This window comes from Pararhizobium polonicum (genome assembly GCF_001687365.1).
Classification (GTDB): Bacteria; Pseudomonadota; Alphaproteobacteria; order Rhizobiales; family Rhizobiaceae; genus Pararhizobium; species Pararhizobium polonicum.
Genome location: NZ_LGLV01000004.1, coordinates 99,790 through 123,589 on the forward strand (window position 1 = coordinate 99,790; position 23,800 = coordinate 123,589).

At 59.9% G+C, this 23,800-nt stretch carries 21 protein-coding genes; 14 read left to right on the forward strand and 7 right to left on the reverse strand.

The genetic code is table 11. The features are described from left to right. The 6 genes from ADU59_RS02205 (at nucleotide 1) to ADU59_RS02230 (ending at nucleotide 8,299) form a co-directional block, all read left to right on the forward strand. Entirely contained in the window at nucleotides 1–1,281 is a 1,281-nt protein-coding gene (locus tag ADU59_RS02205) for an ABC transporter substrate-binding protein (RefSeq protein ID WP_068951255.1), read from the forward strand. Nucleotides 1,282–1,352: 71 nt separating this feature from the next. Next, on the forward strand, nucleotides 1,353–2,231 hold the full coding sequence (locus tag ADU59_RS02210) for a carbohydrate ABC transporter permease (protein WP_068951257.1): 879 nt from the start codon (nucleotides 1,353–1,355) through the stop codon (nucleotides 2,229–2,231). After that, nucleotides 2,228–3,055: a carbohydrate ABC transporter permease gene (locus ADU59_RS02215; RefSeq protein WP_068951259.1), complete on the forward strand. Its 828-nt coding sequence runs from the start codon at nucleotides 2,228–2,230 to the stop codon at nucleotides 3,053–3,055. The genes ADU59_RS02210 and ADU59_RS02215 overlap by 4 nt, the downstream gene beginning before the upstream one ends. 4 nt (nucleotides 3,056–3,059) lie before the next feature. Beyond that, nucleotides 3,060–4,043 carry an ABC transporter ATP-binding protein gene (locus tag ADU59_RS02220; RefSeq protein WP_068951261.1) on the forward strand — a complete coding sequence of 328 codons (984 nt, stop codon included), beginning with the start codon at nucleotides 3,060–3,062 and terminating at the stop codon, nucleotides 4,041–4,043. 326 nt (nucleotides 4,044–4,369) lie between these two features. Then, a complete protein-coding gene (locus ADU59_RS02225; RefSeq protein ID WP_068951263.1) occupies nucleotides 4,370–5,716 on the forward strand; it encodes a hemolysin family protein in 1,347 nt (448 codons plus the stop codon). Nucleotides 5,717–6,469: 753 nt separating this feature from the next. Then, the gene (locus ADU59_RS02230; RefSeq protein ID WP_068951264.1) at nucleotides 6,470–8,299 is read left to right on the forward strand and encodes a hypothetical protein; all 1,830 of its coding nucleotides are present in this window, start codon (nucleotides 6,470–6,472) and stop codon (nucleotides 8,297–8,299) included. A 76-nt stretch (nucleotides 8,300–8,375) separates the two neighbouring features. Here the strand turns inward: ADU59_RS02230 and ADU59_RS02235 are convergent, their stop codons facing one another. From ADU59_RS02235 to ADU59_RS02260, 6 genes are read right to left on the reverse strand one after another with little or no spacing between them, the layout of a single operon-like run. After that, the gene (locus tag ADU59_RS02235) at nucleotides 8,376–9,317 is read right to left on the reverse strand and encodes a nucleoside hydrolase (protein ID WP_068951266.1); all 942 of its coding nucleotides are present in this window, start codon (nucleotides 9,315–9,317) and stop codon (nucleotides 8,376–8,378) included. Nucleotide 9,318: 1 nt separating this feature from the next. Beyond that, nucleotides 9,319–10,248 (reverse strand): cupin domain-containing protein, encoded by a 930-nt coding sequence (locus tag ADU59_RS02240; RefSeq protein ID WP_068951268.1) that lies wholly within the window; start codon nucleotides 10,246–10,248, stop codon nucleotides 9,319–9,321. Then, nucleotides 10,248–11,504, reverse strand: coding sequence for a Zn-dependent hydrolase (locus ADU59_RS02245; protein WP_244506334.1), 1,257 nt, complete (start codon nucleotides 11,502–11,504; stop codon nucleotides 10,248–10,250). Before ADU59_RS02245 ends, ADU59_RS02240 begins: the two co-directional genes overlap by 1 nt. Then, entirely contained in the window at nucleotides 11,504–12,382 is an 879-nt protein-coding gene (locus ADU59_RS02250) for an alpha/beta fold hydrolase (RefSeq protein WP_068951273.1), read from the reverse strand. Before ADU59_RS02250 ends, ADU59_RS02245 begins: the two co-directional genes overlap by 1 nt. Nucleotides 12,383–12,433: 51 nt before the next feature. Then, complete coding sequence (locus ADU59_RS02255) at nucleotides 12,434–13,561, reverse strand: pyridoxal phosphate-dependent aminotransferase (RefSeq protein ID WP_068951275.1); 1,128 nt, start codon at nucleotides 13,559–13,561, stop codon at nucleotides 12,434–12,436. 5 nt (nucleotides 13,562–13,566) lie between these two features. After that, on the reverse strand, nucleotides 13,567–14,346 hold the full coding sequence (locus ADU59_RS02260) for an SDR family oxidoreductase (protein WP_068951277.1): 780 nt from the start codon (nucleotides 14,344–14,346) through the stop codon (nucleotides 13,567–13,569). Between the two features lie 326 nt (nucleotides 14,347–14,672). Here ADU59_RS02260 and ADU59_RS02265 point away from each other — a divergent pair, with 326 nt between their 5' ends. The 8 genes from ADU59_RS02265 to ADU59_RS02300 all read left to right on the forward strand — a co-directional run bounded on the left by ADU59_RS02265 (nucleotide 14,673) and on the right by ADU59_RS02300 (nucleotide 22,618). Beyond that, the gene (locus tag ADU59_RS02265; RefSeq protein ID WP_068951279.1) at nucleotides 14,673–15,758 is read left to right on the forward strand and encodes an ABC transporter ATP-binding protein; all 1,086 of its coding nucleotides are present in this window, start codon (nucleotides 14,673–14,675) and stop codon (nucleotides 15,756–15,758) included. Nucleotides 15,759–15,818: 60 nt separating this feature from the next. Further along, the gene (locus ADU59_RS02270; protein WP_068951281.1) at nucleotides 15,819–17,123 is read left to right on the forward strand and encodes an extracellular solute-binding protein; all 1,305 of its coding nucleotides are present in this window, start codon (nucleotides 15,819–15,821) and stop codon (nucleotides 17,121–17,123) included. Nucleotides 17,124–17,145: 22 nt separating this feature from the next. Next, nucleotides 17,146–18,084: a carbohydrate ABC transporter permease gene (locus ADU59_RS02275; protein WP_068951283.1), complete on the forward strand. Its 939-nt coding sequence runs from the start codon at nucleotides 17,146–17,148 to the stop codon at nucleotides 18,082–18,084. A gap of 1 nt (nucleotide 18,085) precedes the next feature. Further along, on the forward strand, nucleotides 18,086–18,931 hold the full coding sequence (locus tag ADU59_RS02280) for a carbohydrate ABC transporter permease (protein ID WP_158515692.1): 846 nt from the start codon (nucleotides 18,086–18,088) through the stop codon (nucleotides 18,929–18,931). A gap of 21 nt (nucleotides 18,932–18,952) precedes the next feature. Then, nucleotides 18,953–19,735 carry a class II aldolase/adducin family protein gene (locus tag ADU59_RS02285; RefSeq protein ID WP_068951287.1) on the forward strand — a complete coding sequence of 261 codons (783 nt, stop codon included), beginning with the start codon at nucleotides 18,953–18,955 and terminating at the stop codon, nucleotides 19,733–19,735. A gap of 1 nt (nucleotide 19,736) precedes the next feature. Then, entirely contained in the window at nucleotides 19,737–21,017 is a 1,281-nt protein-coding gene (locus ADU59_RS02290; protein ID WP_068951289.1) for an LLM class flavin-dependent oxidoreductase, read from the forward strand. Then, nucleotides 21,014–21,826: an alpha/beta fold hydrolase gene (locus ADU59_RS02295; RefSeq protein WP_068951290.1), complete on the forward strand. Its 813-nt coding sequence runs from the start codon at nucleotides 21,014–21,016 to the stop codon at nucleotides 21,824–21,826. Before ADU59_RS02290 ends, ADU59_RS02295 begins: the two co-directional genes overlap by 4 nt. Before the next feature lie 81 nt (nucleotides 21,827–21,907). Further along, nucleotides 21,908–22,618: a GntR family transcriptional regulator gene (locus tag ADU59_RS02300; RefSeq protein WP_068951292.1), complete on the forward strand. Its 711-nt coding sequence runs from the start codon at nucleotides 21,908–21,910 to the stop codon at nucleotides 22,616–22,618. Between the two features lie 112 nt (nucleotides 22,619–22,730). On the opposite strand, the gene ADU59_RS02305 is transcribed toward ADU59_RS02300, so the two are convergent. Further along, nucleotides 22,731–23,762 (reverse strand): carbohydrate kinase family protein, encoded by a 1,032-nt coding sequence (locus ADU59_RS02305; RefSeq protein ID WP_068951294.1) that lies wholly within the window; start codon nucleotides 23,760–23,762, stop codon nucleotides 22,731–22,733. Nucleotides 23,763–23,800 lie beyond the last annotated feature (38 nt).

Genomic DNA, 23,800 nt, shown 5'->3' on the forward strand with positions numbered 1-23,800 from the left:
ATGACCATTCACATCAAAGCCTATCTCGCATCCGCAGCTCTTATTGCACTGACCGCCATCACCCCGGCCCAGGCCGAGGTGACGCTGTCCTTCCTGATCGACAACAACCCGGATACCGTCGCAGCCGCCGAGGCGCTCGTTGAGGCCTACCAGAAGCAAGCGCCCGACGTGACGATCGAGATCGAGCAGCGCGCGGGCGGCGGCGAAGGCGACAACATCATCAAGACGCGGCTTGCCACAGGCGAAATGTCCGATGTCTTTCTCTACAATTCCGGCTCCCTGCTGCAGGCCCTGAAGCCCCAGCAAACGCTTGTCGATCTGAGCGACGTGCCCGCGCAGGCAAAAGTCGACCAGGGCTTCAAATCCGTGGTCAGCGCCGACGGCAAGGTCTACGGCGTCCCCTTCGGCACGGCCATGGGCGGCGGGATCTTCTACAACAGGGCGATCTATCAGGAACTTGGATTGTCCGTTCCCAAGACCTGGGCCGAATTCATGGCCAACAACGAAAAGATCAAGGCCGCCGGCAAGGTCGCGGTGGCCCAGACCTATCGCGACACCTGGACATCGCAGCTGTTCGTTCTTGCCGACTACTACAACCTCCAGGCCGCGGTCCCGAACTTCGCCGAAGACTATACCAACAACAAGGCGAAATATGCGACCACGCCGGCCGCCATGAAAGGCTTCGAGCATCTGAAGGAGGTCCACGACGCAGGCCTTTTCAACGAGGATTTCGGGGCGGCAAGCTATGACGATGGCCTGAGAATGGTGGCGACAGGCGAAGCCGCGCATTATCCGATGCTGACCTTCGCGATCGGCGCGCTGAAGCAGAATTATCCCGAAAACCTTGCCGATGTCGGCTTCTTCGCCCAGCCCGGCGACGACGCGGCGAAAAACGGCCTGACCGTCTGGATGCCACCGGCCATCTATATTCCGGCGGCCAGCCAAAAGATCGAGGAAGCGAAGAAATTCGCCAATTTCGTCAGCAGTGTCGAAGGCTGCAAGATCATGACCGACACCAATACCGTGCAGGGCCCGCCGCTCATCGACGGATGCCCGCTGCCGGCCGACGTTCCCCCAGCGGTCACCGATATGCTTCCCTATTTCAAGACGCAGGGACTGACAGCACCGGCGCTTGAGTTCGTCTCGCCGATCAAGGGACCGGCGCTGGAGCAGATCACCGTCGAGATCGGCTCCGGCATCCGCGGCCCGGCCGAAGCGGCAGCGCTTTATGACGACGACGTGCGCAAGCAGGCAAAACAGCTCGGCTTGTCCAACTGGTAGTGGCATCCTTCGGGAAAGCCGGTCCCGCCCCAAAGTCATGGGCGGGACTTTCCTGAACGCAGAGGTAGTCCATGGTTCCGCCCCGCCCCCGCTCACAAAAATCCCCCTATCCCCTGTGGTTCTTCCTGCCCGCGGCGGTCATCTACGGCGTTTTCTTTCTGGCGCCGACCGCGACATCTTTCTGGTACAGCTTGACCCGCTGGGACCTGACGACGGCGGAATTTATCGGGCTCGAAAATTTCCGGCAGTTCTTCTCGGAGCCCTTTCTGGTTCAGGGCCTCGTCAACACGCTGATCTATGCCGTGATGACATCCGGGCTGAAGACCGTCTGCGGACTGTTGCTGGCCGTGCTTCTGACCGGCAATATCTTTGCCCGGGGCTTTCTGCGCACGGTGGTGTTCTTTCCGGTGCTGGTCTCGACCATCGGCATCGGCATCGCTTTTACCGTCATGATGCATCCGACCAAGGGCATCATCAACGTCGCTCTTGGCACGCTCGGCATCGCGGGCCCGGGTTGGCTGACCAATCCCTCGCTGGCCCTGTTTTCCGTGGCGCTGGTCGATCTGTGGAAGGGCGTCGGCCTTGCGACACTGATCTTCATCGCCGGCCTCGCCGCCATCAGCACGGATTACTACGAGGCGGCGCGGATCGACGGGGCGACACGTTTCCAGCAATTCCGGCGGATTACGCTGCCCCTGGTGCGCCCCGCAACGATCACGGTGGTGACGCTGTCCCTGATCGGCGGGCTGCGATCCTTCGATCTGATCTGGGCTATGACCAGGGGCGGCCCCGGCTTCTCCTCCGATGTCGTCGCCTCCGTCATCTACAAGCAGTACCAGGCGGGGTTCTACGGCCTGTCGACTGCCGGCAATGTCATCCTGTTTGCCCTCATCGTAGCGATCATCCTGCCGCTGACACTCTGGTTCAACCGGCGCGAGGTCGCACAATGAGACATATCCGGCCTTACATCACCGGCGGCATCGCGCTCGTTTTCGCAGCCGTGGTCTTCATCCTGCCCTTCGTGTTCATTCTCATCCAGGCGGTGAAATCGAAATCCGAAGCCTCGCGCCTCAGCTTCTCGCTGCCGCAGGACTGGCTGTTCTGGCAAAATCTGGTCGCGGTCTTCAAGGCGCGCGACTACCAGCTTCTGCTCGCCTATTTCAATTCGACGCTGATCACCGTCGCATCGGTTTCCATTCTGGTCATCCTCTCGGCGATGGTCGGCTATATCATGCAGCGGCGGCGGACGCCGTGGAATGCCGTTGCCCAGATCGCGCTGTTCATGGGCCTGATGATGCCGCCGGCCGTGGTGCCGACCATCGGGCTGCTGCAGGAACTCGGCCTGTTCAAGACCATCCACGGCATGGTGCTGATCCAGGTCGCCTACAACCTCTCCTTCTCGACATTGCTCTACCGGTCGTTCATCTCGACCATACCGCGCGATCTCGACGAGGCAGCCCTGATCGACGGCGCCAAACCCTGGCAGATCTTCTTCCGGGTCATCCTGCCGCTGCTGAAGCCCGTCACCGTCACCAACATCGTCGTGCAGTCCATCGCGATCTTCAACGACTTTACCAATCCGCTCTATTACCTGCCCGGCAAGGAGAACGTCACCGTGCAGCTGACGCTCTACAATTTCCAGAGCATGTATACGAGCCAGTACAATCTCCTGTTCATGAACATCCTGCTCGTCACGATCCCGCCCCTGATCGTCTTCATCTTCTTCAACCGGCAGATCGTCGCGGGCATGACCGCCGGCGCAGTGAAAGGCTGACTGCATGACCGACCTTACGCTAACGCAGATCAGAAAAGCCTTTGGCGCGCTGGAAGTCATCAAGGGCATCGATCTCGATGTCCGGTCCGGCGAGTTCGTCGTCTTCGTCGGTCCGTCAGGCTGCGGAAAGTCGACGCTGTTGCGGATGATCGCCGGGCTCGAGGAGGTGACCTCCGGCACGATCACGATCGGCGGCGACGATGTCACCTATGCGGAGCCCTCGAAACGCGGCATCGCCATGGTCTTCCAGAGCTATGCGCTCTATCCACACATGACCGTCGCCGAAAACATCGGCTTCGGCCTGTCGCTCGCCCGCCGTCCGAAGGCCGAGATCGAGGCGAAGGTCCACACAGCCGCCGAGACGCTGCAACTCACCCATCTGCTCGACCGCAAGCCGAAGGCGCTTTCAGGCGGCCAGCGCCAGCGTGTCGCCATCGGCCGGGCGATCGTGCGCGATCCGAAGGTGTTTCTGTTCGATGAACCGCTCTCCAATCTCGATGCATCGCTCCGGGCGCAGATGCGGCTGGAGATCGCCGAACTGCATGCACGGCTGAAGGCGACAATGATCTATGTCACCCATGACCAGACCGAGGCGATGACGATGGCCGACAAGATCGTGGTGCTGAACGGCGGCGGGATCGAGCAGGTGGGAAGCCCGATGGAACTCTACCGCAATCCCGCAACCCCCTTCGTCGCCGGCTTCATTGGCAGCCCGAAGATGAACCTCTATGGCGGCGCCGTCGCAGAGCGCATGGGCTGCACCACCTACGGCATCCGCCCCGAACACATCCGCCTCTCGGCGGAGGCCGGCACATGGCAAGGCCGTCTGCGGCACATCGAACGCCTCGGCGCCGACGCCATTCTCTATCTGGACGTGCCCGAACTCGGCGAAATGATTGTCCGCGCCGAGGGCGAGACCCCCTTCGTACCCGGCGCCACCCTCTGGGCAAGCCCGGTCACCGGCGCCGAGCACAGGTTCGCGGCATAGGCATCACACTTAACGGCGTGGTGGCCGGATGGGCCGGGCGAGAGGCAAGCCGCCGGCCGTTCGCGACCCAAGCAGACGACACCGAAAGCACACCGCCCCTGACCCGGATGACACGCGATGCGCAACCGGACATTGCCGACCTGTCACGATTTCCGTATACACGTCCATTGTCTCGCATTCCTGTTTTGTGCGGGTGAGCGATCCTTGTTATCGCATTGGCAGACCGATCCGAACGGTTTCGGCTTGGTCCCGATTGCGAAATGCAGCCGTATTACGCCTCATTGCCTACCAACAACCCGTGGCGGCAAGCCGCCCAAAAGGAGATTATGCCTAGTTCCGATGGCAGTAGTATCACCGACCTGATCGGGATATTCACCGTACTTGCTCTCGTCGCCGCGAACGGTTTTTTTGTCGCGGCGGAATTTTCACTTGTCGCCGTCCGGCGCAGCCGCGTCATCGAACTGGTCAATGCCGGCCGGCTGAATGCAGCGGCCCTGAAGCGGGCCGTCGATAATCTCGATGCCAATCTCGCGGCCACGCAGCTCGGCATCACCATATCGTCGCTTGCACTCGGCTGGGTCGGCGAACCGGCGCTTGCCCATCTGATCGAGCCGCTGCTCAGCGCTTTGCCGGGCTCGCTGGCTACCGCCGGCTCACATACGATCGCAGTCGTCATCTCCTTCATCATCATCACCGCGCTGCATATCGTGCTTGGCGAGCTTGCTCCGAAGAGCCTTGCGCTTCAGCGCAGCGAAGGGACGGCCCTCTGGGTCGTGCGCCCCCTCGGCCTCTTTCTGTTTCTGCTGCGGCCTGCGATCATGTCGCTCAATGGCCTCGGCAATCTGGTTTTGCGTCTCTGCGGCCTTCGCCCCGGTACAGGCGAGGAGACGTTACATTCGCCGGAAGAGCTGAAGCTGCTGGTTCAGGCCAGCCAGGAGGCCGGCATTCTCCAGCAGGCGCAGCAGGAACTCGTCGAAAGAGTCCTCAACATCGGCGACCGGCGTATTGCCGATATCATGACACCGCGCCGCGATGTCGACTGGATCGATACGAATGACAGCCCGGAGGAAATCCTGCGCACCATCCGCGAATGCCGCCACGAGCAGCTTCTGGTCGGCCGTGGCGACGTCGACGAACCGTTGGGCATGATTCTCAAGAAAGACCTTCTCGATCAGGTACTCGACGGCAAGGCTCTCGATCCGATGGCCGTCATCCGGGAACCTGTGATCGTTCACGAGGCCACGCCGATCTTCCGGGTCTTCGATCAGTTCAAGAGGGCGCCGGTGCGGCTGGCAATCGTCATTGACGAATATGGCAGCCTGGAGGGGATCGTCACGCAGACCGATCTTCTCGAAGCGATAGCGGGCGACCTGCCGGAAGCGGAAGGCGAGGATCCCGACGTCGTGGAGCGGGAGGATGGCTCTCTGCTGATCGACGGCATGATGGCCGCACACGATGCCTTTGCGCGGCTGGGCGTGCGGTCAGGACCGGCGGATGGCGACTTTCACACGATCGCCGGCCTCGCCCTGTTTCAGCTTGGACACCTGCCCGAAACCGGCGAACGCTTCGATTACGAGGACTGGCAGTTCGAGATCATCGATATGGATGGAAAACGGATCGACAAGCTGCTTGCTCGCCGCAAACCCGGCACACATACGTCAACGGCGATGTGACATGGCTGCTCCGGGTGCCAGAATGCCCAGGCACGGCCTGCGGTGCCAATCGACACCGCAGGCTGATTGGCATGAACAGCGAAAGCTCCCTGTTTCAGCATGAATATGTAGCATCATTGGGGTCATGATCGCTGCCGAACGTGACCCCGCAAGCGCTCCGCACAGGAACAAAAGCAGGATCTCCTGCAGAGACGAACGTCCACGATTGCTTGGGATCATCGAGGGCTTAGAAATGCTCGAGAATTCGAGGGCTTCTATGAATCGCAGCAAAACGCATGCGGGAATCCTTTGCCACTTCAAGCTATTGACCTGGGCTGGATCGAAGCAGCTTGATTGTCGGCAATAGCATGTTAAAATCCGCTGCAAGGTAGAAGTGGCAACTTCAAAACCACTTTACCCATTGCAGTCCGCGCTGGACAAACTGGCGCAACAGTTCTGTGTGCATCAAATCAATTTTATGGTTGGTCGATAAGTTTCCCTGGAAGAATCGACTTCCGCACGTGGCTAATAGTCCTAAAATAGAATCCGAAGCCAACATACTTAGATACAGATAAGCGTAGTCGCTTAGATATTTATCTCATTTGTGAAATTCGTTTCATATTTTGGAAAGGAAGCTTCAATGAGAAATACTTTTCAATACCTTATGATGCTGATTGTATTTTCGACAGTATTTTCCGCATTTCTGCCCATTTTTGCGTATGCGCAGGCTACTGGCTGTGATCCGCGCATCAACCAGAATTGTAAGTAGACGGGATGGACGGTTCCGGTACGGCCACCAGCTTCCTTAACGATGAAGGTTCCTTCGCCGTCTCTTTTTTTGTCGGGATGGCGGCAATCGCTTTCTATTCGAGGAGGAGGATCTCGGAGCTGACGAAACCCCCGAAAGGGGCAGAGTATGATTTCGTTAGGGCATTGCCTATCGAGACCATCGTCGGAGAGGCCAATTTCAACAAGGCATACGTGATCTATGTCCTGATGCTCGAATTTTTGTACTTCTTTCTCTGCGCGTCGAAGCCATTGGTTTTGTTGATTGCAAATGAGAAAACTGGAGTCGCTTTTGAGGGTGCGGCGTGGCCATTGGGGGCGGCTTTGATTGTTGTTGGATTGCTGCCCTCCACGCCTTTGGTTTCCGAGGTGGAGACATTGCTGCGAGGGCTCGCCCAGCGGGTAGCCAATATTCCCGCCGATTTTTTCAACCGAATAGCAAAGCTAACCCGCGGTGAAATCGAAACCTTGTTCGATTCCTCACCGGAATACAGGCCGGAGAGGAGGAAATACCGAAAGATCAACAACGTTTTGGCATGTCTGGACTTCCCCACTGACGAGGCGATGCTCCAGGGCAGAACGTGCGTCGCGGTCGATCTGTTTGCGCAATGGATTATCAAAGGGTCAAGAATTTGGTCGGCTGGCGAACTCGAATCCTATGGCGAAATTATAGCAAAACTCGCACCTGAAGTTGACGATTTGATTTTGGAGACGGACAAGCTTTTAAAGGCGAGCTACGAACTGAAACCGCTACAGGAACTGGTAAAGGCTCTTGGGATCCCGTCGAATTCCGATCTGTTGCCTCTGGAGGAATATGAGTCCAAGCGAGAGGATCTTGCCGCGGTAAGAGCGAACTGGACGGCTGAAAGCACGATTTCAATCGAAGAACTTACGAAGCAATGGCAAGAGGTCGTCGCCAAGAGCGATCTAGTCGTGCGCAAATTGTGCGCTCTTTTCGCGATCCTGACCCGAAGCGACAAGGATGCGGTGCGCCGCCTGTCTGGCCAAAGGTCAACCAATCAAAACGGCAACATGCTGCAGTCAAGTCATTCTGATCCTGTGCTGAGAGCTGTGATTGAATTGATAGCCGATCATCAGTCAGAAGATTCCGCCTGGAGTGAGGCTGCCGCCGTCGCGATATTCGGGGGGTTCGCGGTCTGTTTTACGCTCCTTTCCATCTATCTTTACGCGGTGGATTTTTTTGACAGTCAGTATTTTTCTCAGACAAATGAAAACGCTGTGACACTTTCCGAAGCGATGCGCAAATCAATGTCAACCACAATTACAATTTCACTGTCTTTTGGATTATCCAGCATAGTTTCGCTATTCATTCGATCCATGAAGATTGATGAGGGCTCATGGGTTAAATTTAGCTCATTTTTTTCGTTTAGAGTTTCGAACTATGTAGGTATCGTTCTCTGGTGTGGCATGGCTGCTTTCATGCCTTTGGTTTTTACGTTTGTTTTCTATAATTTCATCAGTCCTGATGCCGCAACACTTGGAAACATGAATTCTTTCACGATCGTTTCGGCATTGTTTTTCAAGTACATTTTTGGAATGACTGCAGTTCTATATGCTGTAGCGACATGCGTCATGGCCGATCTTGTTAGTGATCAACGCCAAGACGTTTTGTTGAATGCCGTGCTATTGATCGTGGCGATCCTCGCCGTATGCTTTATGTCATTGGTGGCGACATCGTGGATGGAGATATCCAGCAAGCTGTTTTGGCATAACATGATGGTTGTGGCCTTCCATTCGGTAGCTTCGATAGCGCTCTTCTACGCGAGCTACCGCTCGTTCGTTTCGCCTCGTCGATAATCACTCAGCGGCGCCGCTTCAGTCTGGCCGCCTTTTTTGGCACCCACTACTCTTGTCCCGCTCCCGGAAAATTGCGCTAAGAGGACAATGCACGCTTCATCATCTCGAAGAAACCGCTGTTGGACGCCTGTTCAATCACCCGGGCGTTGACGGAATATTCCGGCCACCGGTTGCCGAGTTTCGCCGGATGGATGGCGGAAAAGCCGCGCGTTATCTCGCCTGCGGTCTCGATCCTGACCACGGCATCGCGGGCCTTTTCGATCAGGGCGGGGTTGAGTGCGCACGCGCAGGTCAGCGAATCCGGATGCGTGCTGATCGGCCGGCCGTACCGGGCCTCCGCCATCTGACGGGGTGTCGAAGACACCTTCCGGTAGAATTCCGAAAGCGGTGTCTTCATCGCGAAAATCTCGTCCAGCTGATCCCCCTCGAAAAGGCTCGATCGCATGGTCAGCGTCCAGGTCGATAGCGTGATGTCGAAACCGGCTTCGAAGACGATCCGGGCGGCTTCCGGGTCGATGAAGAAATTGTATTCGGCGCATGGGGTGATATTGCCGACCGAATTATCGGTTCCGCCCATGATCCACAGGTGACGGGTGGCTTTGGCAATGCGCGGTTCCTTCATCACGGCAAGCGCGATATTGGTCAGCGGCGCCTGTGCGAGAATATCGATCTCGCCCGGTTCGGCCATGATCCGCTCGATGATCGCATCGACCGCATGCTGCGTTTCGGGGCGCTGGCGTGCGAGCGGCGGGTTTGCGCCGCTCATGCCGTCATTGCCGTGCATCGTCGAGGCTTCCCACGGTTTGACCATAGGGCGCCGGGCACCGAGATAGACGGGCACCTTTCCGGAGAAGCCGGCAGCCTCGATGGTGGCGAGCGCATTTTCCACCTGCTGGTCGAACGGCACGTTGCCGACGCAGACGGTAACGGCCTCCAGCGTCGAGCCCGGTGTGCGCATGGCGAGCAGCAACGAGTAGGTGTCGTCGCCGGCTGTATCTGTGTCGATGATGAGCCGCATCTCAGTAAAACTCGAAGCCCATGGTGCGGGCATGATAATAGAGCCCACCATCCTGCACGATCAGAAATTCGGCACGGCTGTCGCCGTCATTGTGATGACTGTGCTTGGCCGCCGGCGGTGTGATCAGCGTTGCCCAGGGCGACCAGTCGCATTTGACATCCGCGACCATCGAATAGGCCGGATCGCCTGCAACGGCGAGTGTGATCGCCGCGGAATTGTGTTTATGGGGCGGCTGGGAGCTTTTCGGCTTCAGCGTGTTGAGCGACAGCGTCATCGTTGGCGTGATGTTGCGGGCCGCTTCGGTCTTCTCGGCGGAAAAAATCAGGGCGTGGCCCGAGGTCGAGGCATTGGCATTTGTGCCGTAGACCACGCCGAGCTGATACTCGATTTCGGCTGCCGGATAATGCACGAAACGGACGGCGGCGGCTTCACCGGTTCTGGGGACGGATTGGTCGAACCGGAGCTGGGGATCGTTGCCGACCGCCCACAACACGCAATCTTCGGCGGCCGCGATTGCGGAAGGAGTGCCGCCGGGCAGCAGGAACACATCGCCCTTTCCGAGCGAGGCCTTTTCGTCCCCGACCGTCAGACCGGCGCGCCCCTTGATCACGTACCAGATCGATGCGGTATTGTTGAGCGTCGTGTCCAGCGTTTCGCCGGCCTTGATCACGGCGTAGCGTGCCAGCATCAGCGGCGTCGTTGCCGGGAAGGCGCATTCCAGTTCACCGGAAAGATCGCAGTTGATGAAGCCGGTCTGTTGCAAGGCAAGCGCCTGTGCCGGCTCGTCGGTGAAGATCCTGCCCGGCACGGGAGGAAGCTTGATATTGAAGGCATTGCCCGAATTGAAATAGCGGCTGCGGGCTTCCGCCGCGTTGGCCGGCTCGCGCGGCAATTGAACCGGCATTTCGGCCATGTCGTTGACTGTGCTCATCATGCATCTCCTTGTTGGGATGAAAGACCTGACTGCTCGAGTATCAGATCCAAGAGAACTGTTGTGCCCGCTGCAACATGCGCGGGCTCCGCCCATTCGTCGGGATGGTGGCTGATGCCGCCACGGCAGGGAATAAAAATCATCGCGCTCGGCGCAAGCGGGGCCATCTGCCGGGCGTCGTGTCCTGCGGCCGACAGAAGATCGAGCGCCGGGAAACCGTGCCGTGCCGCCGAGCGCCGGATGGCATCCCGCAGGGCCGGATCGAAATCGTTCGAGGGGGCATCGACCAACCGCCGGATCGAGAAGGCGCAGGGAGCAGCATCCTCCGCCAGAATGAATTCAAGCCGCTGCCCCAACCGGTCCAACACTGCGTTGTCCGGGTGCCGCAGATCGATCCGAAAGCGAACGTGTGCCGGAACGACGGACGGGGCATTCGGTTCGACTTCGATCCGGCCAATGGTAAATTTGACGGCCTGATCGACAAAGGCCGTTTCCATCTGCATGCGCAGCGCCACGCGGGCAAAGGCCTGCAAGGCATCGAGGCGGCGGCCCATCGGCTCGGTTCCGGCATGGGCCTCACGGCCGGCAATGCACATCTCGAAGGTTTTCTTGCCCTGGATGCCGGACACCACACCAATGACGGCGCCGGCGCGTTCCAGACCGTCCGCCTGTTCGATATGCGGCTCGATATAGGCATGGATCGGAAAGCCGAGCGGCCGGCGCTCCAGCTGCGGAAATGCTTGATGGACCCTGGCAAGGGCGTCGCCGACGCTGATGGCGGATGCGTCGGTGACAGCCATCACCTCACCGAGCGTTCTTTTGCCGGCAAACAGTTCGGATCCCATCATGCCGGGCGCAAAGCGGCTGCCCTCCTCGTTCATCCAGGCAACGACCGTGATCGATCGCTCCGGCCTCAATCCCGCCTCGGCAATCGACGTGACGGCTTCAAGGGCCGCCAGAGTTCCGAATGCCCCGTCAAAAAGGCCGCCCGTCGGCTGGCTGTCGATATGACTGCCAGCGAGGACGGGCGGCAGCTGGGGAGACGTACCCTCCAGGGTCAGGAAAAGATTTCCGGCGGCGTCGGTCGCCGGCGTCAGACCGGCCTCCCGGCCCCAGCCGATCAGGCGATGCCAGGCGAGAATTTCCTCATCCGAAAGTGCCTGGCGATTGACGCCCTTCCCCGGCAATGCGCCATCCTGACCGAGCGCCATCAGGCGCGACCAGATGCGGTCCGGGGAAATCGAGGGCGTTTCCATCATTCCGTCCGCATCACCTGGCCCGGATCGGCGCGTGGATCGCGCGCGCCCCAGGCTCCGGCTTCGACCTGGCTGATAAAGTCGGCGACCAGCGTGTTGAACATCTGCGGCTCCTCGAGATTGAGTGTATGCCCGGTCTTGGGGAAGATCGACAGGCCGCTGGCCGGAATCGTCTTCTTGAGAAAGATGGACGGCGCGAGGCAATGGTCGTCCTCGTCACCGGTCATCAGCAGTGTCGGCACCATCATTGCTTTCAGTTCGTCTTCCAGATCCCAGAACGAAGGGCGCCGGCACTGGACGCCGCGCATGGTGTTGGCGGCACCGACAGCCGAGTGGCGCGAAAGACGCTCCGCAAACGCCGCCCATCCGCGCGGATCCTTGTTCTGGAACTGCACGCGGCTTGCGCCAAGCGAATAGATCCTCGAGAAGGCGACCGGGTCCTTCTCGAAATTGTCGGCCACTTTCAAGGACGTGTTGCGGAAGTAATCCGCCGTTGCGCGCTCGGTGCCGTAGCCGGCACCGGCGACTGTCAGCGACAGGGCACGATCCGGGAATTTCAGGCCGAAATGCAATGTTGCAAAGCCGCCCATCGACAGGCCGACAATATGCGCCTTGTCGATGCCGAGATGATCGAGCACCGCAAGCGCATCGCTGGCGGCAATCGACTGCGAATATTTCTCGACATCGGCCGGAATATCGGAAGGGGCATAACCACGGGCCGCGTAGGTGATGCAACGGTGCCGGCGCGGGAAGAAATTCATCTGCGGTTCCCAGGCGTCGTAATTTCCGCCGAACTCGTGGATGAACAAGATCGGCGTTCCGGTCTCGCCGGCCGTTTCGTAATAGAGCTTCGTCCCATCCTGTGCCGTGGCGTACATCCGATCGACCTTCTTTTCTTCTTGGCCTGCTCTTGGTTTCGATGCGCGGCCCTAGAACAGGGCCGGCACGTCATTGAGGGTACGGGCGGTTTCGAGATAACCGGGCAAGCCTTCGCAAAAACGCTCGGCCCATGCGGTCGGAACCGACGTCGAAACCTTGATGAAACGATCGCCGAACCGCGCCGTGTGATAACGCCCCTGCCGGATCATCACGCCTTCACGCCGCGCCGCCTCGACGATTGCTTCGGGCGAAACGCCGGTGGAGGCGATCTCGATCACAAGGAAATTGCCGTGCGAGGGCTGAACCGGGACAGACAGTCCCGCGGCCTCGGCACTGGCGACGATCATGGTCTTGTTGGCGCGGTCGATGCGGCGCACGTCCGCCATCCATTCGGATTTGACCGAGAGCCCGGCCATGGCGGCACGCTGGGCGACCACCGAAGCGCCGAGAACGGAGGTCGATGCCGCCGAAAACTCGTCGATCAGCCCCGGCTCGGCAACCAGTGCGCCGATCCGCATGCCGGCAAGGCCCAACCATTTCGAAAAGCTGAGCGAAACCACCGTTCCTTCCGGCGCCACCCGCAGCACCGGCGTGTGTCCGTCGGCAAAATCACGATAGGTGCAATCGTGGATCAGCAGCGCTCCGGCGGAACGGGCGATCTCGGCAAACGCCTCGATTTCGGCACGGTCATAGCGGATACCAAGCGGATTGTTCGGATCGACGATATAGATCAGCGCACAACGCTCATCCACGGCAGCGCGCAGGGCATCCGGCGTGAGTTTGTAATTCGTCGCCGGATCGTAGATCGGGATCTGGATCACCTCCGCGCCGGCCTGCTCGGCGAAAAGGCAGGGCCATTTCCACGTCGGGTCGGTGGTCACGAGGGTCGTGCCCGGCCGCGCGCGCGCCTTGCAGATCATCGCAAGCGCATTGACACCACCTTCGGTCACCAGAGCTTCGCCCGGCACATCGAGATCGCTGACAATCGCACTGCGCAGCGCCTCGAACCCCATCGGCGGTGCGTAAGCGTTGAACTCGCCGGCCTCGACCGAGCGGATCATGGCCTCGCGCACCAGCGGGTGCGCGGGGATGTGATTGGTGTTCTGCCCCATCCAGGCCAGGTCCGGCGTGGAAAACAGATCGTCGAAATAACGGTTACGAGTGCGAACATCGGCCATGACGACTAGATCACCGATCCGCGCGCCGCGATACCGCCGTCGATGGTCACGACGGTGCCGGAAATGTAACCCGCCCTGGGCGAGGCGAGGAAAGCGCAGAGATCGGCGACCTCTTCCGCCGTTGCCGGCCGCTTGCCCGGATATTTTTCATACAGTTCCTGCCAGCGTGACTCGTCACCCAGCATGTCGATCGCCTTGCGCTTCATGATCTTGAACATGCGCGCGGTATCGACCGGCCCCGGATTGACGCCGACAACACGGATACCCTGATCCATGCTGCGCCCGCCAAGGGCCTTGGTGAAACTCATCAGCGCGGCATTGCCGGTGGAGCCGGCGAAATAGGCGGCATCCCAATTTTCACCGGAATTGCCGATGACGTTGATGATGACGCCATCCCTGCCCTTGCGCCGTTTCCAGAACTCGCGCGAAAGATTGATATAACCGAATACCTTGAGATCGAAGCCGCGGCGCATGCTTTCGTCGGTCACATCCTCGATGCTGCCAGCCGGAATATCGCCGGCATTGTTCATGAGGATGTCGTAGTCGCCGCAGGCCTTGTCGAGCGCAACCATGGCCTCGGCGCTGCTGAGGTCGCCTTCATGAACGGTGACGTTGACCGGGTATTGCGCGGCAAGCTCGCTCTTGAGCTGCTCCATCGCCTGACCGTTACGAGCAGCCAGATGGAGATGGCACCCTTCCGCAGCAAGAACCTTGGCCAGCGCATGGCCAATTCCCTGAGAGGCGCCGGTTATCAACGCGGTTTTTCCAGCAAGATCGAGTTGCACCGATCACTCCTATTTTTTTGGATACAAATTATTCATTTCTGAATACTCCTTTTGAAAATCATGTCCACCCTTCCGGCGTTAAAATTCCGGATTTTTTGGGATAATTTTTTTCAACAACGCAAAATTATGGAATATGCATCTTATTTAATCGGAAATCGGCTGAAGAGTGCCCATATAATAAGCAAAAATGACTCTCGCTCATATTTTCTCAATCGGTATACATTTATCGCTTGCGCGGATACTGTTTTGTCATCAATGTTGCATCTGGAAGGCGGCCGGACGGCACTCTTCCCATGTGTCAGTTTCAGAAAGGCCGGAATGCCCGCATGGCAGACGTTCAACTCAAAAATGTTGGCAAGACCTACGAAAACGCCTCCGCGACCACGATCGAGGGGCTGGATCTTCACATCCGCGCGCAGGAATTTGTCGTGCTGGTCGGCCCCTCCGGATGCGGGAAATCAACGACGTTGCGCATGGTTGCAGGCCTTGAAGAGGCAACCAGCGGCGAGATTTGGATCGGCGACCGCAGGGTCGATGGCCTCGATCCGCGCGAGCGCAATATCGCCATGGTGTTTCAGAACTATGCGCTCTATCCGCATATGACTGTCGCGCAGAACATGAGCTTCGGCCTGCGCCTCGCCGGGATGAACAAGGCGGAGATTCGCCGGCGCGTTGAAGAGGCAGCCAAAATGCTGGATATCGCCGCCCTGCTCGACCGCCGACCCAAACAGCTCTCCGGTGGCCAGCGCCAGCGGGTGGCGATGGGGCGCGCAATGGTGCGGGACCCCGCCGTGTTCCTGTTCGATGAACCGCTGTCCAATCTGGATGCGAAGCTTCGCGGCCAGATGCGGGCGGAGATCCGCAGGCTGCACAAGCGCCTGAAGGCAACCACCATTTACGTGACCCACGATCAGGTCGAGGCCATGACGCTCGCCGACCGGGTCGTGGTTCTCAATCAGGGCAAGATCGAGCAGCAAGGCAGCCCGCAGGAACTCTACGAGAAACCTGTCACGCGTTTTGTCGCCGGTTTCATTGGCAGCCCTTCGATGAATTTCCTGAAGGCCGAGGTGGTCTTGCAGTCCGGCGTTCCGGTGTTGATGCTCGGTGATATCGCTCTTGCGGTTCCTGCGGCACGCATCGAGGCACTGACATCCTATGTCGGCCGTTCCGTGGAGATCGGCCTTCGGCCCGAGCATTTTCTGCCAGCAACCGGCGGCGCGGATTTTACCGCGCCGGTGGAGATGGCCGAACTGCTTGGGCCCACCACGCTCGTGCATTTCACTCTCGGCGATACGTTGTGCGGCGCAATGCTGCCCCCCGAACACGCGCAGCCCGAAGGTGTCATGCAGGCGCTGCGGATCGCCAGCGAAAAGATGTCCATTTTCGATCAGGAGACCGGCCGCGCCATCTGACGCATCGGCCAAAACAGCAGGCATATAAGACAAACAACACATAAAAAAGGAGAACAGTTGATGAAGGCATACCACCTCTTGTTTGCCGCCCTGCTATCGGCAACGGCACTGTCGGCGACCGGCGCCATGGCGCAGGACACGGCACAATGCAGCGGCGAAACCGTAACGCTGCGGATCCTGCGTACCCCTGGAAACTACCCCTATCCGGCGCCGGTGGCCGCCTGGCAGAAGGAACATCCCTGCGTCCAGTTCGAAATCAACGAGGTTCCGTTCGCCCAGCTCGCCGACACGATCTCGGTCCAGGCGGCAAGCGCGAACCCGCCTGATATCATCGTGTACGATGGCCCCAACACCCAGTCATACGCCGCCGCCGGCATCCTGTTGCCGATCACCAAATACCTGCCCAAGGGCTGGGACGACGATATCCTGCCCGCAACCAAAGCCGAGCACAGCTACAACGGCGAAGTCTATTCGCCGGGCATCGAGCAGACCACCGTTGCCATGTATTACAACAAGACGCTGGTCGAAGCCGCCGGCATCAAGCCGCCGCAGACGCTTGCCGATGCATGGACATGGCCCCAGGCGCTCGAGGCTTTCAAGAAGTGCCAGCAGGGTCCCGCCGGAGCTCCGACGGTCTGGGGTCTTGGCCCGACCCGCTTCGGCAACGGCCAGCCGGGTCTGGTCTATCAGGATCTGATCTATCAGCGTTCCGCAGGTGATCCGAAGGCCGATCCGTCCAGCAGCGCCTACAAGACCTTCTGGGCCCTTTCGCCCGATGGCAAGAGTGTTGAAGGCTATCTCAACACGCCGGAAGCGATCGAAGCGCTGACCTTCTACAAGTCGCTGTTCAATTCGGAAGGCGTGGCGCCGAAGGTCGGCATTCCCAATGCCTTCTTCGATGCGAAGGCCTGCTTCTACATCGATACGCCGGCCGCCGGCAACGCGCTGATCAAGGAACCGACGATCGAATGGGGCATCACGCCGATCCCGCATTTCAAGACGCCGATCGTGCACACCGGTTCGACGACAATCGGGGCCACGGCGCGCTCCAAGCATCCGGAAATCGCAGCCCAGTTCGTGGTCGACATGTCCTGGGGCGAATATGCCTACATGAATGTCAGCCAGCGCGGCAACCTGCCGACCCTGAAGAGCCTTTTCCCGCGCTTCGAAGCCTACAGCCAGTATCCGATGAAAGTGTTCGTCGACCAGTTGCAGGAATGGGGTCAGCCGCGTCCTCCGGGCCCGAAATTCGCCCAGTACGACAAGCTCGTCACCGACGCCCTGCGTGCCGTTGCCTTTGGCGGCGACCCGGCGGCGATCATGGCGGATGCTGAGAAGAAAGTTCAGCGCGTACTCGACCGCTAAGAACGATATGATGGACGCGAGAATGTCGATTTCCGAACCTACCCTCTCCGCTGCTGCCGTGAAGCCACCACGCAAAGTCGTGACGAAACGGCAGAAGCGGGATCGCCTGGTCGCCTTTGGCTTTCTCGCGCCCTTCATGACCCTGCTGCTGATCTTCCAGTACGTGCCTCTGCTGGTCATGGCCCGCAACAGCGTCTACGATTATTCGCTGCTCAATCCGGCGGCGGAAAAATTCGTCGGCTTGCGCAACTTCACCGATATGATCGATTATGACGATGCGGCCACCAGCTTCGGAATGACATTCCTGTTTGCGCTGGGCGTCGTGATCTTCGTCATTCCGGTCGCCTTCGCACTGGCGCTGTTCCTGAATTCCAGGCTTCCCGCCCGCGGCCTCGTGCGCACCATGATCATGCTGCCGGTCGTCACCTCGTCGGTGGTGGTTGCGACCATGTGGTCCTTCCTGCTCGATCCCTCCAATGGCCTGATCAACGGCGCACTCGCAATCTTCGGTGTTGCGCCGCTTCCATTCCTGACGAGCACCAGCCAGGCGCTGCCGGCAATCGTCGCGATGACGCTGTGGCAACAGGTCGGTTTCGGCGCGATCCTGTTTCTGGCGGGACTGCAGGGCTTGCCGAGCGAATTGGGAGAAGCTGCCCGCATCGACGGCGCGACCCGTGGTCAGGTATTGTGGAACATCACCATACCGCTGCTGTCGCGCACGACACTGTTCGTCGTCGTCATCATGACGGTATTTTCGCTCCAGGCCTTCGCACCGGCCTTCCTCATGACGCAGGGCGGGCCGCAGGACAGCACCAACCTGATCGTCTATCACATCTACAACACCGCATTCATCATGCAGCAGGCCGGATATGCCTCGGCCCTTTCCGTGGCGCTGCTGCTGGTCGTGCTGGCCATCTCCATGCTGCAGATGGCCCTGTTGCGCTCGCGCTGGAATTACTGACATGAGAACCATGGATCTCCGCCGCACCGTCTCCGTCGTCCTGATCATTGCTGCGATCGCGGCCTGTTTCCTGGCGCCCTACGCCTGGGTCGTCTCCTCCTCGTTCAAGAACCAGTTCAACGTGTTCAGCGACGTCACGCCGCTTTCCTGGCGGGCGTTCCTGCCGGTCGGAGCAACGGTCGAGAACTATGTCTCCCTGTTCGAGCGGACGAACATCCTGCGCGCGCTCCTGAACACCGCGATCGTCGCCGGCGGCCAGGTCATCCTGACGCTCATCCTGTGCTCCATGGCCGCCTACGCGCTGACGCGGATCAAGTTTCCCGGCGCCAACATCGTCTTCGTCCTTATTCTCCTCACCTTTCTTCTGCCGATCGAGGCGCTGATGGTGCCGCTTTACCAGGTCGTTTCGGGGCTCGGGCTTTCGAATACTCTGCTCGGCATCATGATCCCATGGATCGCCAGTCCCTTTGGCCTCTTCATGCTGAAACAGGCGTTCGAGGAGCTGCCGGTCGAGCTTGAAGACGCAGCCCGCATCGACGGCGCCGGCCATTTCCGTATCTTCGTATCGATCGTGCTGCCGAACGTGAAGGTCCCGATGCTGACCCTGGGGCTGATCACCTTCCTGTTTTCCTGGAACAGCTTCCTGTGGCCGCTGGTCATCGTCCAGAGCCCGGCCAACCAGATCATTCAGGTGGCGATCGCGCAGCAGGGGTCTCCGACACAGCTGCCGAACTGGGGCGAAACCTTTGCCGGCGCAACGGTTGCGACCCTACCATTGATACTGCTTTTCCTGCTGCTGCAGAAATACTTCACCCAGGGCATGGCCACCAGCGGCATCAAAGGCTGATCCTTCAGAAGGAAGACATTCATGGATATCGACGCCCAATACCCAAAACCCCTGCTTTATTCCGATGCGGAGTGGCGGGCCCGCGTCAGTCTGGCGGCGGCCTATCGTCTCGTTGCCAAACTCGGCCTCGACGACCTCATCTACAATCATATCTCGCTGCGCATTCCCGGCACCGAGGATCAGTTCCTGATCAATCCCTACGGCCTGTTCTTCTCTGAAATCACCGCCTCCTCGCTGGTCAAGATCGATACCAGGGGCAACACGCTCGAAGACACGCCCCATACCGTCAACGTCGCCGCCTTCGTCATCCATGCCGCGGTTCACACCGCCCGACCGGATGCCCATTGCGTCCTTCACACCCATTCCGATGCATCGACGGCGGTTTCCGGCCAGCCGGAAGGGCTGCTGCCACTGTCGCAGTTCGCCATGCGTTTTTACAACCGCCAGAGTTTTCATGAATACGAAGGCGTCGCGATCGACCTTGCCGAACAGGAGCGCCTCGTAGCCCATCTCGGCAGCAATCCTGTCATGCTGATGCGCAATCACGGTATCCTCACCGTCGGCCACACGCCGGGCGAAGCGTTCATGCTGCTTTATTATTTCGAGCGGGCAGCCCGCATCCAGCTCTCCATGCAGGCTGCCACGGCATCCGGCGTTCCGCTGGTCTTCCCGCATCCCGATGTGTCCGAAAAGGCCGCGCGCCAGTTTTGGACCATGAAGGGCGATATCCTGCGCCCCGGCGAGCGCGAATGGCCCGGTTTCCTGCGCGAACTCGATCGCCATGATCCCAGCTACCGGAGCTGACATGTCCCGCGAAATGCATCTGGGTCTTTTCCTGATCGGCACGGGCAGCCATATTTCCGGCTGGCGCATGCCCGGCGCGGTCGACAGCTTCGAGGACCTGTCCGCGATGCTGTCCATCGCACGGCAAGCCGAACGGTCGCTTTTCGACCTGATCTTTGTCGGCGACAATCTCAACGCCGATCCGGGTGCACATCCGTCCTATTGCTCCCGCCTCGAGCCTTTGACGATGCTGTCTGCCATTGCCATGGCGACCAGCCATATCGGCCTGGGGGCGACGTCATCGACCACCTATGGCGACCCGTGGTCGCTGGCGCGGGTTTTTTCGTCGCTCGATCATATCTCCAACGGCCGCGCTGCCTGGAACTCGGTCACAACCGCAAATCCGCAGGCCGCGGCCAATTTCGGCAAGGTCCATCCCGACCATGCCCGGCGTTACGAAATGGCCGCGGAATTCATCGCTGTGGTCAAGAAGCTCTGGGATGCGTGGCAGCCCGGCGCGGCACCGAAAGATCGCAGCACCGGCCTCTATTTCGATCCGTCGAAGATCGCCGCCATCGATCATGACGGCGACTTCTTCAAGGTCAAAGGGCCGCTGAACATCACCCGTTCGCCGCAAGGCCGCCCGGTGATCCTGCAGGCAGGCGGCTCCGATGCCGGTCAGGAACTGGCCGCCGAACACGCGGACGTGGTGTTCACCGTCACCCAGGATAAAAGCGAAGCGCAAGCCTTCTACCGCAACCTCAAAGGACGGCTCGAAAAATTCGGCCGCAGGCCACAGGATATGGTGATCCTGCCCGGCGTGATGCCGGTGGTCGGCCGCACCCACGACGAGGCACATGCCAAACTTGCGGCCCTCCAGGGATTTGTTGACGAAAAGACGGCGCTCGGCATGCTGTCTGAACGCTTCAACCGCGATATGAGCGGCTATGATCTCGACGGTCCCGTTCCCGATCTCGGCGAGAACCAAGCCTATCACGCATTTGCCTCGGCCATGCTCGGCAAGGCCCGGCGCGAGAATATGAGCCTTCGCGATCTCTACAATCTGGTCGCGGCGGCCCGGGGGCACTGGGTGTTGTGCGGCTCGGCGGAATTCGTCGCCGATACGCTGGAAGACTGGTTCCGGTCGCAGGCCGCCGACGGCTTCAACGTCATGCCGCCCTGGTTCATGGACGGCTTTACCGACTTTACCGAGCTGGTGGTACCGCTGCTGCAAGAACGCGGCCTTTTTCGCACGGCCTATCCGGCTGGAACATTGCGCAACACCCTGGGGATTTCGGCATGACGGTGCTTTTAAGGCTCGACGCTCCTTCCGGCGGTCAGATCGGCTACCATGTCTTCGGCACACAGGGCGACTGGATCGCCCTCATCCACGGCTGGTGCGGCAGTGCCGAACATTGGGATATTATCGGCCCTATCCTGGCAAAGGACTATCGCGTCCTCGTCGTCTCGCATCCGGGTTTTGGCGGCATGGCGCCCCCGCCGCCGGCGGGCCAGACGATCCGGGCCATGGGCACCGCGGTCGCTCATGTTCTCGACCATCTGGACATTTCGAATATCACGCTGATCGGCCATTCCATGGGCGGCCCGATCGCCACCGAAACGGCTATCGCCGCACCGGGCCGCGTCAATGCCGTTCTCGGGCTGGATACGCTCAGCGACCGCGATTATTACGGCCGTGTCGCGGATGAAGAGATTGCCCGGCGGCATCGTGATTTCCTCGTCGATTACCCGGCCTGCATGCGCATCATGGTGGACAATATCGTTCACCCGACGACCGGTGAAGACATGCGCGCTGCCATTTCCGACGCCATGATCGCAGCGGCCGTGCCGGCGTTCGCCCTTGACATCAAGGACGATCTGTTTGCCTGGAACGCGGAAGAGCGCTGGCCCTTGATCCAATGCCGCGGAATGCTGCTGAATTCGCGTTATGTTGCGCGGCTTGCCCATCCGGAGCCGATGGCATGTTTCGCCGCGACACCGATCGAAACCTATGAATCCGGGCATTTTCCGATGATCGAAGCGCCGGAGATGATCGTCAGCAAGATCATCTCTTGCATCAACAGTCTTGCACCAAGGGTGGGAATTGTGTGAATGCGATTTCCTGAAAAGAGTATACATGACAAGAATCAATTCCATTAAAAACGACGTGGATCACGCAAGAGGACGTGTGATTTGAGCCAGGATGACACCCGCCTATCGCCCCCCACCGGGGCGCTCAGAGCGCCAACCCGTTCAGACGAACTGCGCGACCAGCTCGAGCAGATGATTCTCGACGGCCGCCTGGCCCCTGGCGAACGGCTTGACGAAATGGATCTGGCACGCCGCTTCGGCCTGTCGCGCACGCCCGTGCGTGAAGCCATCAAGTCCTTGCTGGCCACGGGCCTAGTGGAAATACGCGGCAGACAGGGCACCCATGTCACGCTGCTTTCGATCCCCGCCCTGATCGAGATGTTCGATCTTATGGCGTCTCTCGAAGGGCTCTGTGCCAAGCTTGCCGCCCGGCGCGCGACAGTCGAGCAGCGCGCCCAAATGCGCCGGATACACGAGGACCTGATCCAGGCCTACAAAACGGGCGATCCGGAAGCCTTTTATGCGATCAACCTGCAATTCCACGACCTGCTTTACGCGGCAGGGCACACGCATTTCATCGCCGAGCAGACGCTGCAGCTCCGCCGCCGTATCGGGGTCTATCGCCTGCGTGTCACCTATCAGCCCGGCCGCATGTTCGGAACATTGAGCGAGCATGTGCGGATCATGGATGCGATCGACGCCGGCGATTCCGAAGGCGCGCAAAAGGCTGCGAGCGAACATGTCCAGCTTCTCGGCGATCAGCTGACGGACTTCATTTCGTCGCTGCCGGCGAGCCTGACAAGGGCGCAGTAACCCATGACGGCTCTGCCCGGCCGAACTCACGGCCGGGCAGAGCCATTCCAATGGAAATGACGAAATGGCAGGCTGTGACCAAAACGCTGGCCCGGATTGCGGCCTGCTTTCGTCATAGGGAAGGCATCGCTCTCCTGCCGAACGCCTCGGCAATGGCGATGCAGCTGCGCCAGCCTTCCAGCCCATCCGTGGTTCCGGCCGTCCGCAACGAGCATGCGGCCGCCGCATGGCCCAGCCAAAGGCTGTCTTCCAGCGGCCAATCCTCGTGCAGCCCATAGAGAAAGCCGGCCGCGAACGCATCGCCGGCACCATTCGGACCGACGATAGCCTCCTTGGGAACCGAGACGGAAGGAACGAATTCGCTCGATCCGTCCCGTGTCAGGGTGAAAGCTCCGTTTGGGAAATGCACCGCGACCAGCCACATCGATCCGCGCATCAGCACCAGTTTTGCCGCCCTCCGGCTTGCCTCCAGATCCGACTTTCCATCCTTCACCGTTTCGATTTCGGCAAGCGCGCCGATCTCGCTGTCATTGACGACCAGCGTATCGAGATGGGGAAGGCAGGGAATGATCAGTTCCCGCAGTCTTTGCGGAGACAGAGTGCAAAGCTCCAGATTCGTTTTGAGGCCGGCGGCCCGCGCGGCCTTCAGCACGGTGACCCATCCGCTGGGATCGTCGCCCCAGCGGCCATCCATCTTCGGATGAACGCCGGGCAGTCCCAGATGCATGAAACGTCCCGTCGTCGCCGCAAAATCGAAATGATCCGGCGTCAGGCAGACGCTGGAGCCGAAATCGGTCACATGCGTGCGCAACCCGCTTTCCTGCGAGATGAAGGCCTCGGTGATATGGGTGGGCACACTCGGATCGACCGCCATCTGGCGCCGGTCGATGCCGGCTTCGTCGGCCTCGGCCAAAAGCCGGCGGCCGGCCGCGTCGCCCCCCACCACGCCAATGGTTTCCACCGGCATCGACGGATCGAGGCGGCGCATATCGATCCCGAGATTGCAGGCCGAACCGCCTCCCCGCTCTTCAAGTCCCCAGGTCACCGCGACGCTGTCTTCACGCGGCCAGGCATCGATCTTCCTGTTGCGATCAAGGCACCAGGTTCCGCCCGTGACGAAACCGCGTCTCCGTTTCTCAGACATCTTTTCTCCTCCCGCTCCCCTACCTCTCGAGGAGCACT